The sequence below is a fragment of the Pseudomonas sp. 9.2(2024) genome, from assembly GCF_039695385.1.
Lineage (GTDB): Bacteria > Pseudomonadota > Gammaproteobacteria > Pseudomonadales > Pseudomonadaceae > Aquipseudomonas > Aquipseudomonas paraglycinae.
Genome location: NZ_CP155585.1, coordinates 5,361,035 through 5,377,034 on the forward strand (window position 1 = coordinate 5,361,035; position 16,000 = coordinate 5,377,034).

Annotated in this window: 14 protein-coding genes and 1 other RNA gene; all 15 read right to left on the reverse strand. The window is 62.3% G+C overall.

Features of this window, described 5'->3' with window-relative positions:
- Positions 1-9: 9 nt before the first annotated feature.
- The 15 genes from ABFB52_RS24105 to rsmI all read right to left on the reverse strand — a co-directional run bounded on the left by ABFB52_RS24105 (position 10) and on the right by rsmI (position 15,998).
- Positions 10-876: a cell division protein FtsQ/DivIB gene (locus ABFB52_RS24105; RefSeq protein WP_007956757.1), complete on the reverse strand. Its 867-nt coding sequence runs from the start codon at positions 874-876 to the stop codon at positions 10-12.
- Between the two features lie 4 nt (positions 877-880).
- A complete protein-coding gene (locus tag ABFB52_RS24110) occupies positions 881-1,855 on the reverse strand; it encodes a D-alanine--D-alanine ligase (protein ID WP_007956758.1) in 975 nt (324 codons plus the stop codon).
- The gene (murC, locus tag ABFB52_RS24115) at positions 1,852-3,312 is read right to left on the reverse strand and encodes a UDP-N-acetylmuramate--L-alanine ligase (protein WP_102687553.1); all 1,461 of its coding nucleotides are present in this window, start codon (positions 3,310-3,312) and stop codon (positions 1,852-1,854) included. The genes ABFB52_RS24110 and murC overlap by 4 nt, the downstream gene beginning before the upstream one ends.
- Positions 3,305-4,375 (reverse strand): undecaprenyldiphospho-muramoylpentapeptide beta-N-acetylglucosaminyltransferase, encoded by a 1,071-nt coding sequence (gene murG, locus ABFB52_RS24120; RefSeq protein ID WP_011335863.1) that lies wholly within the window; start codon positions 4,373-4,375, stop codon positions 3,305-3,307. The genes murC and murG overlap by 8 nt, the downstream gene beginning before the upstream one ends.
- A complete protein-coding gene (ftsW, locus tag ABFB52_RS24125) occupies positions 4,365-5,576 on the reverse strand; it encodes a putative lipid II flippase FtsW (RefSeq protein WP_170929383.1) in 1,212 nt (403 codons plus the stop codon). The genes murG and ftsW overlap by 11 nt, the downstream gene beginning before the upstream one ends.
- A gap of 2 nt (positions 5,577-5,578) precedes the next feature.
- Positions 5,579-6,925 carry a UDP-N-acetylmuramoyl-L-alanine--D-glutamate ligase gene (gene murD, locus ABFB52_RS24130; RefSeq protein ID WP_039766248.1) on the reverse strand — a complete coding sequence of 449 codons (1,347 nt, stop codon included), beginning with the start codon at positions 6,923-6,925 and terminating at the stop codon, positions 5,579-5,581.
- Positions 6,926-6,930: 5 nt separating this feature from the next.
- Positions 6,931-8,013, reverse strand: coding sequence for a phospho-N-acetylmuramoyl-pentapeptide-transferase (gene mraY / locus ABFB52_RS24135; RefSeq protein ID WP_007956769.1), 1,083 nt, complete (start codon positions 8,011-8,013; stop codon positions 6,931-6,933).
- Complete coding sequence (murF, locus tag ABFB52_RS24140; RefSeq protein WP_129973046.1) at positions 8,013-9,380, reverse strand: UDP-N-acetylmuramoyl-tripeptide--D-alanyl-D-alanine ligase; 1,368 nt, start codon at positions 9,378-9,380, stop codon at positions 8,013-8,015. Before murF ends, mraY begins: the two co-directional genes overlap by 1 nt.
- Positions 9,373-10,836, reverse strand: coding sequence for a UDP-N-acetylmuramoyl-L-alanyl-D-glutamate--2,6-diaminopimelate ligase (locus tag ABFB52_RS24145; RefSeq protein ID WP_129973047.1), 1,464 nt, complete (start codon positions 10,834-10,836; stop codon positions 9,373-9,375). The genes murF and ABFB52_RS24145 overlap by 8 nt, the downstream gene beginning before the upstream one ends.
- Entirely contained in the window at positions 10,836-12,575 is a 1,740-nt protein-coding gene (locus tag ABFB52_RS24150) for a penicillin-binding protein 2 (protein WP_170929382.1), read from the reverse strand. Before ABFB52_RS24150 ends, ABFB52_RS24145 begins: the two co-directional genes overlap by 1 nt.
- Positions 12,575-12,868, reverse strand: coding sequence for a cell division protein FtsL (gene ftsL, locus ABFB52_RS24155; RefSeq protein ID WP_007956777.1), 294 nt, complete (start codon positions 12,866-12,868; stop codon positions 12,575-12,577). The genes ABFB52_RS24150 and ftsL overlap by 1 nt, the downstream gene beginning before the upstream one ends.
- Entirely contained in the window at positions 12,865-13,806 is a 942-nt protein-coding gene (rsmH, locus tag ABFB52_RS24160) for a 16S rRNA (cytosine(1402)-N(4))-methyltransferase RsmH (protein ID WP_102687561.1), read from the reverse strand. The genes ftsL and rsmH overlap by 4 nt, the downstream gene beginning before the upstream one ends.
- Positions 13,807-13,808: 2 nt before the next feature.
- A complete protein-coding gene (mraZ, locus tag ABFB52_RS24165; RefSeq protein ID WP_007917012.1) occupies positions 13,809-14,264 on the reverse strand; it encodes a division/cell wall cluster transcriptional repressor MraZ in 456 nt (151 codons plus the stop codon).
- A gap of 401 nt (positions 14,265-14,665) precedes the next feature.
- An RNA gene (gene rnpB, locus ABFB52_RS24170) (RNase P RNA component class A) lies at positions 14,666-15,019 on the reverse strand.
- Between the two features lie 73 nt (positions 15,020-15,092).
- Positions 15,093-15,998, reverse strand: a complete 906-nt coding sequence (gene rsmI, locus ABFB52_RS24175) for a 16S rRNA (cytidine(1402)-2'-O)-methyltransferase (RefSeq protein WP_085745355.1) — start codon at positions 15,996-15,998, stop codon at positions 15,093-15,095.
- Positions 15,999-16,000: the final 2 nt, after the last annotated feature.

The following is a 16,000-nucleotide window of genomic DNA, read 5'->3' on the forward strand; positions in this document are numbered from 1 at the left end:
TGCCTCTTCTTAATTCTTTGCGACAGCGGGTTGGGCTGTCGTCGGCGCTACTGGTTCCCGCCAGCCAACAGCGAGGCCGTTGGCATAGCGCAGATCGATGCGCGCAATGTTCGTAATCTGTTCTTTGAGCGTTTTGTCATAGATGGCAATGAAGCGGCGCATCTTTTCCACCAGGTTGCCGCGTCCCAGCAGCAGCTCGATCCCGGGGCCGGAACTGCCGGCACCGGTGGTCAGGAACCAGCTGCCACGTTCACGCAGCTCGAGCCGCGCAATCGAGAAGCCCAGTGGCCGGAGCATCTGGCTCAGCACCTGGTATTGCTGCATCACTTGCTGCTGGGCCCGCTGCGGACCGAACAGCTGCGGCAGGTGTTCGTAATTCGCCAGTTCCTTGGGCGTGAACGCCTGGCCCTGGTTGTTGAGCAACGACTCGTCACCCCAACGCGCCACCGGCAGTTGCTCTTCGAGGCGGATCACCACCTGGTCCGGCCACACCCGACGTACTTCGGCGTGGGCGATCCACGGCATCTGCTCAAGCTCGGTGCGCATGCTCGCCAGATCGATGGTGAAGAAGCTCGACGCCACGTAAGGGGCGATCCGCTGTTGCACCGCCTGCTGGCTGATGTAACTCAGGTCGCCCTGCACCGCGATCTTGGTGATCGGCCGGTCGGCGTACGGCAGCAGACGCTGTGCGCCTTCGTAAGTGCCGAACCCCAGGGCCACCAGCAGCACCGGCCAGAACAGACCTTTCAAAAAGCCGAAGTTGGCTTTTGGCAGGCGCGCGGACATCGGCTCTTTGGCCACCATTCGGCTGGCACCCCGCGGCACCGGCTTGCGGCCGGGTGCGGGTGGCTGATGTCTGAGCTGTGCGCCTTGCATGGTCTTAACCTCGCGCCTCTTTCTTGCCGTCGGCATCGACACTGGCGGCCAGAATGGCCAGGACCAGCTGCTGGAAATCCAGACCGGCCGCTTTCGCCGCCATCGGTACCAGGCTGTGATCGGTCATGCCAGGAGCGGTGTTGACTTCCAGGAACCAGAATTTGCCGTCGGCGTCCTGCATCACGTCCGCCCTGCCCCAACCGGCAATACCCAGCGCCTCGCAGGCTTGCGCCGTGAGGTCCATGAGTTCTTTTTCCTTGGCGGCATCGAGCCCGCACGGAATCCGATACTGGGTATCGTTGGCGATGTACTTGGCGTCGTAGTCGTAGAACGTGTGTGGCGTACCCAGGGCGATGGGAGGCAACACCTGGTCACGCAGGGTGGCGATGGTGAACTCCGGACCGTGGATCCATTGCTCGACCAACACTTGCGAATCGTAGGTACTGGCCGCTTTCCATGCGTCGATCAACTCGGACGCAGAACTCACTTTGGCCATCCCGATACTTGAACCTTCATGCGCCGGTTTGACGATCAAAGGGAAGCCCAGTTCCGTCGCTGCCGAAATACAATCGGCCTCGCTGCGCAGCACGGCGTGACGCGGCGTCGGAATCCCGAGCGTGTGCCAGACCTGCTTGGTGCGCAGCTTGTCCATCGCCAGTGCCGAAGCCAGGATGCCACTGCCGGTGTACGGAATGCCGGCCACTTCGAGCAGGCCCTGCATGCTGCCGTCTTCACCGCCGCGACCGTGGAGGATGATGAACGCGCGGTCGATCTTTTCGCTCAGCAGGCGCTGCAGAATATCGGCGCCGACGTCGATGCCGAACGCGTCCACACCCGCGCTTTGCAGCGCAGTGAGCACAGCGTTGCCGGACTTCAACGAAACTTCACGCTCGGCACTCAGGCCACCGAACAGCACGGCCACACGGCCGAAATCCTTCGGGGCAATGGTGGAGAACAGGTTGGCGTAGGCAGCAGTCATTTCAACTTCCCCTCGACCGATGCCGCCACGGCACCGGCGAACAACTCGCTTTTCAACAGTTTCGGTGCGAGGCCGCCGATATCGCCGGCGCCCTGGCACAGCAGAATATCGCCGGCACGCAGCAGCGGCTTGACCACCGGCGCCAGGTCGACGCCGCGCTCGATGTAGATCGGGTCGAGCTGACCGCGCTGACGGATGCTGTTGCACAGCTTGCGGCTGTCGGCACCCGGGATCGGCTCTTCGCCGGCCGGATAAACTTCCATCAGCAACAGCACGTTGGCATCGGCCAGTACATTGACGAAATCGTCGTACAGGTCGCGGGTGCGGCTGTAGCGGTGCGGCTGGTAGACCATCACCAGGCGGCGCTCAGGCCAGCCACCGCGCACGGCTTTGATCACGGCTGCGACTTCGGTCGGGTGGTGACCGTAATCGTCGACCAGCATCACGCTGCCGCCGTCCACCGGCAGTTCGCCGTAGACCTGGAAGCGTCGGCCGACACCCTGGAACCCGGACAGGCCCTGAACGATGGCCTCGTCGCTGACGCCTTCGTCGGTGGCGATGCAGATGGTCGCCAGGGAATTGAGCACGTTGTGATTGCCCGGCATGTTCACGGACACATCAAGAGGCTCGCGATCAGGGCGCAGCACGGTAAAGAAGGTCTGCATGCCCTGCTGACGAACATTGATCGCGCGCACGTCGGCGTCTTCGCTGAAGCCATAGGTCACGGTCGGACGCTTGACCAGCGGCAGGATTTCACGCACCACCGGATCGTCCAGGCACATCACCGCCAGACCGTAGAACGGCAGGTTGTGCAGGAACTCGACGAAGGTTTTCTTCAGCTTGTTGAAGTCACCGTCGTAAGTCGCCATGTGGTCGGCGTCGATGTTGGTGACCACGGCCACCAGCGGTTGCAGGTGCAGGAAGCTTGCGTCGCTTTCATCGGCTTCGGCGATCAGGTAACGGCTGGTGCCGAGCTGGGCATTGGTGCCCGCGGCATTCAGACGGCCACCGATGACGAAAGTCGGATCCAGGCCACCGGCCGCGAACACCGAAGCGATCAGGCTGGTAGTGGTAGTCTTGCCATGAGTACCGGCGACGGCGATGCCGTGACGGTAGCGCATCAGTTCGGCGAGCATTTCGGCACGCGGCACCACCGGGATGCGGCGTTCCAGCGCAGTCGCCACTTCCGGGTTGGAAGTATTGACGGCGCTCGACACCACCAGCACATCGGCGGCTGCGGCGTTCTCGGCACGGTGGCCAATGAAGATCTGCGCACCGAAGGATTCCAGGCGCTCGGTCACCGGCGAAGCTTTCAGGTCGGAACCGGACACTTCATAGCCCAGGTTCAGCAGCACTTCGGCGATGCCGCACATGCCCACGCCGCCGATCCCGACGAAGTGGATGCGACGGATGCGGCGCATTTCCGGTTGCGGCATGGCTTTCTGATTCTCAACCATGGGCCACCTCCAGACAGGTATCGACCACGCTACGGGTGGCTTCGGGTTTCGCCAGACGGCGGGCCGCTTGGGCCATTTGTTCGAGTCGTTGCGGTTGCATCAAGACCTCTGTCAGGCGCGCGGCAAGGTCCGCGGCACCAGTCGTTCTTTGCGGCATCAGGAAGGCAGCGCCTTCGCGGGCCAAATAATCGGCGTTGCGGGTCTGGTGATCGTCGATCGCGTGGGGCAAGGGCACCAGCATCGAGGGCAGACCGGCGGCGGCCAGTTCACTGATGGTCAATGCGCCGGCGCGGCACACCACCAGGTCAGCCCAGCCATAGGCCTGGGCCATGTCTTTGATGAACGGCTGCACCTGCGCATCCACGCCGGCGGCGCGGTAGCGCTCTGCAGTCACTTCATCGTGGTTTCTGCCAGCCTGATGGAACACTTCCGGACGCAAGTCGGCAGCGACTTGTGCCAGGGCTTCAGGCAGCAACTTGTTCAACGGCTCTGCGCCCAGGCTTCCGCCCAGGATCAGCAAACGCGCCTTGCGTCCGGCCAGGGCCGGGCGCGGTGTTTCGAGGAACAGCTCGCTGCGCACCGGGTTACCGGTGGTACGGCGGCTGTCCGACAGGGTAAAGGTGTCGGGGAAGGCTTCACACACCCGGGCGGCGAACGGCACCAGCAACCGATTGGCGGTGCCGGCCACGGCGTTCTGCTCATGAACGATCACCGGCACGCCGGCCAGTTTGGCGGCAAGACCACCGGGACCGGTCACATAGCCGCCGAATCCGACCACGCACACCGGACGCAAGCGGCGAATGATCGCCCGCGCCTGCCACACCGATTTCAGCAGCATGAACGGCGCCTTGAGCAGCGACAGCTTGCCCTTGCCGCGCAGGCCAGTGGCGTTGATACGGTGCAGTTCAAGACCCGCCGCCGGCACCAGATCGTTTTCGATCCCGCGCGGCGTGCCGAGCCAGTGCACGGTATAGCCGCGCGCCTGGAATTCGCGGGCACAGGCCAGCGCCGGGAACACGTGGCCACCGGTGCCGCCGGCCATGATCAATACGTTAGCGCCCATGGTTCGGCTCCTCGGCGAAGTCGCTCTCATGGAATTCCATCTCTTCACTGCCCAGGTGGGTCCGGCTCTCCCACTCGATTCTCAACAACAGGCCAAGGCAGGCGCAGCAGATCACCAGGGAACTGCCGCCGTAACTGAGAAACGGCAAGGTCAGGCCCTTGGTCGGCAACAGGCCGACGTTCACGCCGATGTTGATCAGGAACTGGCCGATCCACAGGAACGACAGGCCGTAGGCAACATAAGCGGCAAAAAACTGTTTGGCTTTCTCGGCCCACAGACCGATGTACATGCCGCGAATACACACGAACACGAACAGTGCCACGGTGCACAGCGAGCCCACGGCGCCAAGCTCTTCGGCCAGAACCGAGAACACGAAGTCGGTGTGGGCTTCCGGCAGGTAGAACTGCTTCTGCACGCTGTTGCCCAGGCCAACGCCCAGCCATTCACCACGACCGAACGCGATCAAGGCTTGCGACAATTGATAACCGGCGCCGAACTGGTCGGCCCACGGGTCGGCGAAGTTGGTCAGACGCGCCATCCGGTACGGCTGCATCTGAATCAGCAACACCACCGCACCAACGGCCAGCACCACCATCAGCGAGAACCGGAACAGCCCGACCCCGCCGAGGAACAGCATCGCCGCCGCAGCGCCCATCATCACGACGGTGGCACCGAAGTCCGGCTCCATCAGCAACAGGCCCGCCATCGGCAGCAGCACGATGAACGGCTTGAAGAAGCCCATCCAGCTCTCGCGCACTTCTTTCTGACGACGCACCAGATAACCGGCGAGGTAGATCACCACGAACACCTTGGCGATCTCGGACGGCTGAACGTTGAAGAAGCTGAAACCGATCCAGCGCATCGAGCCGTTCACCTCACGGCCGATCCCCGGGATGATCACCATCACCAGCAGACCGAACGCACCGATCAGCATCAGCCAGCCCAGCCGCTGCCAGGTGGCGATCGGAATCATCATGGTGACGACGCACGCGCCCAGGCCCAGCACCACGTAGATCAGGTGACGGGTCATGTAATAAAGAGCACTGCCCGACTGCGCCGCGCCGACTTCTGTCGATGCCGAAGCGATCATGATCAGGCCCAGACCGAGCAACGCCAGGCAACCGGCGAGCATCGGGAAGTCGAGGTCGATCCCGCGTCCGGTGATCAGCGGCGACGGGTATGGCTTGATGATGTTTCTCAAGCTCATGCCAGATCCTCCACGGCGCGGACGAACTGGTGACCACGGTCTTCGTAGTTTTTGAACATGTCGAAACTGGCGCAGGCCGGCGACAGCAGCACGACGTCACCCGGTTGGGCGGCGGCGCGGCATTGGGCGACCGCATCGACCAGCGTGGTCGCGCGAATCAGCGGCACGGCATCGCCGATCGCTTCGCCGATCTTGTCGGAATCGCGGCCCATCAGGATCACGGCGCGGCAATGGGCCGCCACCGGATCGCGCAGGTCCTTGAAGTCGGCGCCCTTGCCGTCGCCACCGGCGATCAGCACGACCTTGCCGTCGATGTCCGCACCCAGGCCTTCGATGGCAGCCAGTGCGGCGCCAACGTTGGTGGCCTTGGAATCGTTGTAGTAACCGACGCCGTCCAGATCACGCACCCACTGGCAACGGTGTTCGAGACCGGCGAAGGTGCGCAGCGCTGCCAGCATGGCGTCGAACGGCAGCCCGACCGCGTGGCCGAGCGCCAGCGCCGCCAGGGCGTTGGACTGGTTGTGGGCGCCGCGAATCTTCAATTCGCGCACCGGCATCAGGTTCTGGAATTCGAAGGCCAGGTATTTCTCGCCATTCTCTTCACGCAGGCCGAATGCCTTGAAATCGGGTTTGGTCAGGCCGAAGGTCCAGCACGGCTGGCCCTCGCCCATCAGCGGCCGGGTCAAGGCGTCTTGACGGTTGACCACGAACTGCTTCGCACCACGGAAGATCCGGTGCTTGGCCAGGTGATAGGCCGGCAGACCGCTGTAGCGGTCCATGTGGTCTTCGCTGATGTTGAGCACGGTCGCCACTTCGGCGTTGAGCTGGTCGGTGGTTTCCAGCTGGAAGCTCGATAGCTCCATCACGTACAGCTCGACGTCATCGCTGAGCAGATCCAGCGCCGGCGTACCGAGGTTGCCGCCCACGGCCACGCGCTTGCCGGCCGCAGCCGCCATCTCGCCGACCAGGGTGGTGACGGTGCTTTTCGCGTTGGAACCGCTGATGGCCACGATCGGGGCCTTCGCGTTACGCGCGAACAGCTCGATGTCGCCGGACAGCTTCACGCCACGGGCCGCGGCGGCTTGCAGGGCCGGGGTCGCCAGCGCCAGGCCGGGGCTCACGTAGAGCTCATCGGCACGGCACAGGAATTCGACGTCCAGCTCGCCACAACGCACTTCCACGTGCGGATAGTCACGCTGGAGCGTGGCCAGTTCCGGTGGATTTTCCCGCGTATCGGCCACGGCAAACGCCACGCCCCGGTTCGCCAGGAAGCGAACCAGGGACATGCCGCTCTTGCCGAGGCCGACAACGATGCGGAAGTGGTCAGAAGCGATCAGAGACACTCGTTCTACCTCAGCTTCAGGGTGGCAAGGCCGATCAGCACGAGAATCACGGTGATGATCCAGAAACGGACGATCACGCGCGGCTCGGGCCAGCCTTTGAGTTCAAAGTGGTGGTGAATCGGTGCCATGCGGAACACACGGCGACCGGTCAGCTTAAAGGAGGCAACCTGAATGACGACTGACAGGGTTTCCATCACGAACACGCCGCCCATGATGAACAGGACGATTTCCTGACGGACGATCACCGCGATGGTGCCCAGGGCCGCGCCCAGCGCCAGTGCGCCGACGTCGCCCATGAAAACTTGCGCCGGGTAGGTGTTGAACCACAGGAAGCCCAGGCCGGCACCGATCAGTGCGCCGCAGAACACGATCAGTTCGCCTGCGCCCGGTACGTAAGGGATCAGCAGGTACTCAGCGAATTTCACGTTACCCGACAGGTAGCAGAAGATGCCCAGGCCACCGCCGACCATCACGGTCGGCATGATCGCCAGACCGTCGAGGCCGTCGGTGAGGTTGACCGCGTTGCTCGAGCCTACGATCACAAAGTACGTCAGCACGATGAAACCGGCGCCCAGCGGAATGCTGTAGTCCTTGAGCATCGGCAGGATCAGGGTGGTTTCCACCGGAGTGCTGGCAGTCATATAAAGGAAGATCGCCGCACCGAGGCCGAACACCGACTGCCAGAAATATTTCCAGCGACTCGGCAGACCACGGGAGTTCTTCTCGATCACCTTGCGGTAGTCGTCGACCCAGCCGATGGCGCCGAACAGCAAGGTCACCAGCAACACGACCCACACATAACGGTTGCTCAGGTCAGCCCACAGCAGGGTGCTGACACCGATCGAAGACAGGATCAGCGCGCCGCCCATGGTCGGCGTACCGGATTTGGACAGGTGCGATTGCGGGCCGTCGTTACGAACCGATTGGCCGATCTGACGGTTCTGCAGGGTGCGGATCATCCACGGGCCGTAGCACAGCGACAAGACCAGCGCGGTCAGCACACCGAGGATCCCGCGCAGGGTCAGGTACTGGAAGACCGCGAAGCCTTTGTAGAACTGTTGCAGATACTCCGCTAGCAGCAGCAGCATTAATGTTTCTCCAGACTGGACCCGCACAGGGCCGCAACGATGTTTTCCATCGCTGCGCTGCGCGAACCCTTGATCAAAATGGTGGTGTTTTTGTCCTGCTCGGCGTCGAGGGCCTGGATCAGTTCGGCTTGGGTGCCGAAGTGATGCGCCTCGTTACCGAATGCGTTCACGGCGTGGACCATGTTCGGCCCGACGGCGTATAGCGCGGAAACCTTGCCTCGGGCGTATTCGCCCACGTCGCGGTGCCCCTGCTCCGCCCAGTCGCCCAACTCGCCGATATCCCCGAGCACCAGGACGGTGCGGCCGGAAAAGCCGGCGAGTATATCAACGGCCGCGCACATCGAGGTGGGGTTCGCGTTGTAAGTGTCATCGATCACGCGCATGCCGTTTTTAGCCAGTTGCGCGACGGTGCGACCCTTGACCGGTTGTACCGCGCCAAGCCCGGTGGCGATGCCGAACAGCGACACGCCCAGTGCGTGAGCGGCAGCGGCGGCGGCCATGGCGTTGGCGACGTTGTGGGTGCCGAGCAGGTTCAGTTGAACCCGCTCCACACCTTCAGGACTGTGCAGGTTGAACGCCGGGCAGCCGAGGGCATCGGTAGCCAGGTCGCTGGCGTAAAAATCCGCCTGAGTGTTGCTCAAGGCAAACGTCAGCACCTTGCGGGCGCCGGCGCGGGTCTTCCAGATACCAAACGCCTTGTCATCGAGGTTCAGCACGGCGACGCCGTCGGCCGCCAGCCCTTCGATGATTTCGCCTTTGGCTTCAACGATTTTCTCCGGCCCGCCGAACTCACCGACATGGGCGGTCCCGGCGTTGTTGAGGATCGCCACGTGCGGCTTGGTCAGCCCTACGGTGTAAGCGATTTCACCCAGGCGCGAGGCACCCAGTTCGATCACTGCCGCGCTGTGTTCCGGGGCGAGTTCGAGCAGGGTCAGCGGTACGCCGAGGTCGTTGTTCAGGTTGCCACGGGTCGCGTGCACCGAGCCGCGCGTGCGCAGGATGCTCGCGAGCATTTCCTTGACCGTGGTCTTGCCGCTGGAACCGGTAACGGCCGCGACCGGTTTGGTGAACGCGGCACGGTTCAAGGCACCCAACTGGCCGAGGGCCTGGCGGGTGTCCTTGACCAGCAATTGCGGCAGCGTGCTGTCGGCGACTTCGCGCTCGACCAATGCCGCAACGGCGCCTTTGGCGGCGACTTCATTCAGATAGTCATGACCGTCGAAACGCGGGCCGGTCAGGGCAATAAACAGTTGGCCAGCCTTGATCGCGCGGCTGTCGATGCTCACGCCGTCAAAACTGGCGTCGGCGCTGACCAGACGGGCGTCAAGCGCGTTGGTCAGTTCGCTGAGTTTCAGGGCCTTAAGCATGGGCCACCTCCCACGCGGTCAGGGCGTGATCAGCCTCGACCAGATCGGAAAACGCATGGCGCTCGCCGTTGATTTCCTGATAGTCCTCGTGACCTTTGCCGGCCAGAACGATCACGTCATCCGCCGAAGCGCCGGCAATCAGTTGCGCGATGGCCTGGCCACGGCCAGCCACGAACGTCACGTTATCCACAGCCGTGAAGCCAGCGCGGATGTCATCGAAAATCACCGCCGGATCTTCGGTGCGCGGATTGTCATCGGTCACCAGCACGCGGTCGGCCAGACGCTCAACCACCTCGGCCATCAGCGGACGTTTGCCGCGATCGCGGTCACCGCCGCAGCCGAACAGGCACAGCAATTGGCCTTTGACGTGCGGGCGCAATGCGGTCAGGACTTTTTCCAGCGCGTCCGGGGTGTGGGCGTAATCGACCACCACCAGCGGCTGAGTGCCACCGCCGAGACGCTGCATGCGTCCGGCCGGGCCTTCGAGCTTCGGCAACACCTTGAGAACTTCGTCGAGGGCGTAGTCCAGACCGAGCAAGGCGCCGACGGCGGCGAGTACGTTGCTCAGGTTGAAACGACCGAGCAGCGTACTGCGCAGATGGTGCTCGCCCTGCGGCGTGACCAGCGTGGCGCGCACGCCATGGTCGTCGAACTGCGCTTCACGCACATAGAGGTAGGCGCTGCTGTCGAGGAGGCTGTAAGTGATCAGCCGCGACTCGCGCTTTTCAACGGCCAGTTGCCGGCCGAAATCGTCGTCGAGGTTGACCACGCGGCACTTCAGGTCATTCCAGGCGAACAGCCGGGCCTTGGCCTCGGCGTACGCTTCCATGGTGCCGTGGTAATCCAGGTGATCGCGGGACAGGTTGGTCATCACCGCCACGTCGAACGCCAGCGCGGTGACCCGGCCCTGATCCAAACCGTGGGACGAGACTTCCATGGCCACGGCTTTGGCGCCGGCCTTTTTCAGGTCGCCCAACGTCGCTTGCATGGCGATCGGATTCGGCGTGGTGTGCAGGCCGCTTTGCAGCGCGCCATGGAAACCGGAGCCCAAGGTGCCGACGATGCCGCAATGCTGGCCGAGCAGGTCCAGCGCCTGCGCCACCAGTTGGGTCACGCTGGTCTTGCCGTTGGTGCCGGTCACGCCGATCAGGTTCAGGTGATGACTCGGCTCACCGTAAAAACGCCCGGCGATGTCCGACAGCTGCGCTGCCAGGCCCTTGACCGGAATCAGCGGCACTTCGGTGATCGGCAGCACGGTGGCGCCTTCCACTTCATAAGCCACGGCAGCAGCACCGCGCTGCAAGGCGTCGGCGATGTGCGCACGCCCGTCGAACTTGCCGCCCGGCACGGCAAGGAACAGGTCACCCGCGCGAACGTTACGGCTGTCGAGCGCCAGTTCACGGATCAACAGATCGTGGCCGGCGTGGGGGAAAATCTTGTTCAGACTCAGAGACATCAGCCGCGCCCTCCATTGGCTTTCAGCGGAACGGCCGGGGTGGCGTTGGCCTGTTGTGTGGTCGGCAGGTTGTCCGGGGTGACGTTCATCAGGCGCAGGGTGCCCGACATCACACGGCTGAACACCGGCGCCGAGACCAGACCACCGAAGTAACCGGCCTTGGTCGGTTCATCGATCACCACGACGATTGCATAACGTGGATCGCTCATCGGGCCGAAACCGGCGAACAGCGAGCGGTAAGAGTTTTCGGCGTAGCCCTTTGTGCCGACCGATGTTTTACGCGCGGTACCGGACTTGCCACCCACGTGATACGCCGGCACCTGCGCACGGAACACGCCGCGCGGGGCTTCGATCACCTGTTGCAGCATGCCTTGCATGGTTTTCGCGACGGCTTCCGGCAGCACCTGGGTGGTTTGCGGCGCCTTGTCGGTTTTGATCAGAGTCAGCGGTGCGAGACGACCGTTGTTGGCCAGCGCCGAGAACGCGTGCACCAGCTGAATTGCCGTCACCGAAATACCGTAGCCGTACGACAGCGTTGCGGTCTCGGCCTTGCGCCACTCGCGGTAGTTCGGCAGGTTGCCGACACGTTCGCCCGGGAAGCCGAGGCCGGTGTCCTGGCCGAGGCCGACTTTCTGTGCGAGGCGGAAAATGGTTTCGCCGCCGATATCGAACGCGACCTTGCTCATGCCGACGTTACTGGAATTGATCAGAATGCCGGTCAGGTCGAGCACCGGACCTTCGGTCTTCGATACGTCCTTGATGGTGTACTTGCCGATCTGCAGGGAGCCCGGATACACCTCGACGGTGTCGCTCGGTTTCCAGCGGCCGGTTTCGATCGCGGCGCTCATCGAGATCGCTTTCATGGTCGAACCGGGTTCGAACACGTCGATCATCGCGCGGTTACGCATCATCGCCGGTTGCAGGTTGCGACGGTTGTTCGGGTTGTAGGTCGGCTGGTTGACCATGGCGAGAATCTCGCCGGTCTTCACGTCCATGATCACCAGACTGCCGGCCTTGGCGCCGTTCTCGATGATCGCGTTGCGCAGCTCACGGTTGGCCAGATATTGCAGGCGCAGGTCAATCGACAACGCCAAGGGCTTGCCGGCCTTGGCGTTTTTGGTGACCTGGACATCCTTGATCAGCCGTCCGCGCCGATCCTTGATGACTTGCCGCTTGCCGGGCACGCCGGCCAGCCATTCATCGTAGGCCAGTTCGACGCCTTCACGACCGTGGTCATCGATGTCGGTGAACCCGACCATGTGCGCCGTCACTTCACCGGCCGGATAGAACCGGCGGAATTCTTCGATGCCGTAGACGCCCGGCACTTTCAGGTCGAGCACGGCCTGGCCCTGCTCAGGGGTCAACCCGCGCACCAGATAAATGAATTCTTTGTTGGCCTGGGCCTCGAGACGTTCGGCCAGGGCTTTCGGATCCTGCCCCAGCGCGGCAGCGAGCGCAGGCCACTTCTCTTTGGCGGTCTGCATTTCCTTGGCGTTCGCCCACAGCGTGGTCACCGGGGTACTCACGGCCAGAGGCTCACCGTTACGGTCGGTAATCAGACCACGGTGAGCCGGAATCGGAATGTGCCGAAGACTGCGCGCATCGCCCTGACCTTTGAGGAAGTCACGGTCAACCACTTGCAGGTCGATGATGCGCCAGCAGATCGCCGCGACCATCACGCCGAGAAGTGCCACCATCAGACGGAAACGCCACGGGAAGAGAGCCCCCTCGAGTTTCATCATGGCGCCACCATCTTCACGTCAGCTGCGCCTGGGATGTGCATCTTCAGTTGTTCAGTGGCCAGCACTTCGATCCGGCTGTGGGCGGTCCAGGTGCTTTGCTCCAGGATCAGGCGCCCCCACTCGGCCTGCGCCTTGTCGCGCACGCTCAGTTCGTTGTACAGGGTGTTGAGCAACTGCCGGTTCCAGTGGGCGCTGTAAGACACGCCGATGGCCGACACGAGCACGCCGATGAACAGCAGCAGCATGAAAAAGCTGCCGCCGGGCAGTGGCTTGGCGAAAAGCTTGCTCACCGCAGCTTCTCCGCGACGCGCATGACGGCGCTACGGGAACGTGGGTTGGCTTTGAGTTCGGCGTCGGAGGCCGTCTGCGCTTTGCCATGGACTTTGATTTTCGGTTCGAACGCAACGTGGCGAACCGGCAGGTTGCGCGGCAGGTTGTCGGCTTCGCCTTTCACCAGCTTGCGCATGAACAGTTTGACGATACGGTCTTCCAGCGAGTGGAAGCTGATCACGACCAGACGACCGCCCACTTCCAGGCATTCGAGCGCGGCTTCAAGACCCGCTTCCAGATCGCCCAGTTCGTTGTTGACGTGAATTCGCAGGCCCTGGAAAGCGCGGGTTGCCGGGTTCTTGCCCTTTTCCCACGCAGGGTTGGCGACTTTCAGGACTTCGGCCAGATCGGCGGTGCGTTCGAACGGCGTGATGTCACGACGCTCGGCCACGGCACGGGCCATGCGGCCGGAGAAACGTTCTTCGCCGTATTCCTTGAAAACACGGGCGATTTCTTCCACTGGCGCGGTATTGACGAACTCGGCTGCGCTGATGCCACGGGACGGATCCATGCGCATGTCCAGCGGGCCATCGTTGAGGAAGCTGAAGCCACGCTCGGCATCATCGAGCTGCGGCGAAGACACGCCCAGATCCAGCAGAATGCCGCTGACCTTGCCGGCCAGCCCCTGTTCGGCAACGACCGAACCGAGCTCGGCAAAGCTGCGCTGCACAACGACAAAGCGGCCGTCTTCGGCCGCCAGCGTTTGCCCGGTGGCAATCGCTTGAGGATCCTTGTCGAATCCGATGAGCCGACCATCCGGCCCGAGCTTGCTCAGGATCAACCGGCTGTGCCCGCCGCGCCCGAACGTGCCGTCCAGATAGCAGCCATCAGGACGTACGGCGAGAGCCTCGACGGCTTCGTCAAGCAGTACGGTGATGTGGTTAAAGCCGCTATCAATAGTCACAGGATCAGATCACGCAGTTCGTCAGGCATGGCGCCCGGTTGTTGTATGGCAGCCAGGTCAGCGGCAGAAACCGCATTCCAGGCATCTTCGTCCCACAGTTGGAACTTGTTCAGTTGGCCCACCAGCATCGCGCGCTTGTCGAGCTTCGCGTATTCGCGCAGGCGCGGCGGCACCAGGAAACGACCACTGCCGTCGAGCTCGAGGTCAACGGCATTACCAATCAATAAACGTTGCAGACGACGGTTCTCTTCGCGAAGCGAAGGGAGCGCGCGCAACTTGGTTTCAATAATTTCCCACTCATCGAGCGGGTAGACACACAAACATGGATCAACGGCATCAATGGTCACGATCAACTGGCCGGAACTGCGCGAATCGAGCTCGTCACGGTACCGGCTCGGCATGGCGAGACGGCCCTTTGCGTCGAGACTGATAGCGTTAGCTCCGCGAAACACGTCTGCGTTTCTCCAATTTTTATCGTTTTGAGCTCAAAAAACCCACTTCATGCCACTTTCCGCCACTTGCGCACACTATAGGAATGCGCCCACCACACCGTCAAGGCGCGGATTAAAGGAAAACCCTTACAGAACGGAGATTTAGGAGCATAAAAGGAGGAGCAACGAGAATCTGGCGGATGCTTTTATCCAATAACTTGAAGCAGCACTGAAAGCTGCGCTCGAAAGTTAAAGTAATTTGTTAAGAGTAAGATTTTTTCGGTATTACAAAAGCGCTTCTGCTGTTGATTGAAGCACGGTGGGAAATGGCTATTACTGCGTTTGCCGCTGCCGGTTTCAGCGCAGGCCTGCTGATAATAAACAGCCCTGTCGCCTTTAATTCAAGCAGGGAAAAGAAAAAGGTGGAGAGTCGATCTGTAAGCCGGGTTCTGTCTTGAACAGTCATTCGTCTACGATGGCCATCACTGGACATCTTTAGCAACCTACCCGGTCCCAGCGCGGGCCACGCCTTGGGACCCTATTTGGTCTTGCTCCAAGTGGGGTTTACCTAGCCACGAACTGTTGCCAGACGTGCGGTGCGCTCTTACCGCACCTTTTCACCCTTACCGGCGCCGAAGCGCTTAGGCGGTTATTTTCTGTGGCACTTTCCGTAGGCTCACGCCTCCCAGGCATTACCTGGCACTTCGCCCTATGGAGCCCGGACTTTCCTCCCCCCCCTAATTTTCATAGAGGGCAGCGACTGTCCGATCGACTCTCCGCCGCGCAGGTTAACGGCAGAGCGGCCGAAGAACAAGCGCTAATAGCCCGCAAACCGGTCTGCGCGACGGGTTACGCGTCTTTTTGCCGGTCCAGCGCCACCTGATACAGCACGTTTTTGCGCTCACCGGTGATTTGCGCCGCCAGAGCCGCCGCACGCTTGAGCGGCATCTCTTCCAGCAACAGGTTGAGGATGCGCATCGCCTCGCTGCTGACGGCATCTTCAGACTCCGGCGCGGTCCAGCCCGCCACCACCACGACGCATTCGCCACGCTGCTGATTGCTGTCGGCCTCGACGAATGCCCGCAACTCGCTCAGCGGCAAGCCCTTGAGCGTTTCAAAGGTCTTGGTGATTTCACGAGCGAGCAATGCCGGACGATCAGCGCCGAACACCGCTTCCATATCCCGCAGACATTCCAGAATGCGATGCGGCGCCTCGTAGAAAATCAGCGTGCGCGGCTCTTCTTTAATGGCTTCCAGGCGTGCTTTGCGCCCCACAGCCTTGGCCGGCAGAAAACCTTCGAAGATAAAGCGGTCGGATGGCAGACCGGCAGCCGACAACGCCGCGATCAACGCGCACGCACCTGGCACCGGCACCACATTGATCCCGGCCGCACGCGCCTGACGCACCAGGTGATAACCGGGATCGGAGATCAGCGGCGTACCGGCATCAGAAATCAGTGCGACGTTGTCGCCCGCCAACAGACGGGTAATGAAGCGACTGCCCTCATCCCGCTCGTTGTGTTCATGACAGGCTGCCAGCGGCGTGGAGATGCCAAAGTGCTGCATCAGGCGCTGGGAATGGCGCGTATCTTCGGCTGCGATCAGCGCCACCTCGCGCAGGATCTTCAACGCCCGGGCGCTGATGTCATCCAGGTTGCCGATGGGCGTCGCCACCACATAAAGCGAGCCCGCAGCGGAATTCAAAGGACCTGGAGCAGTCAAAGCGCACACCTCATGATCGGTAAAAGCCGCCATTG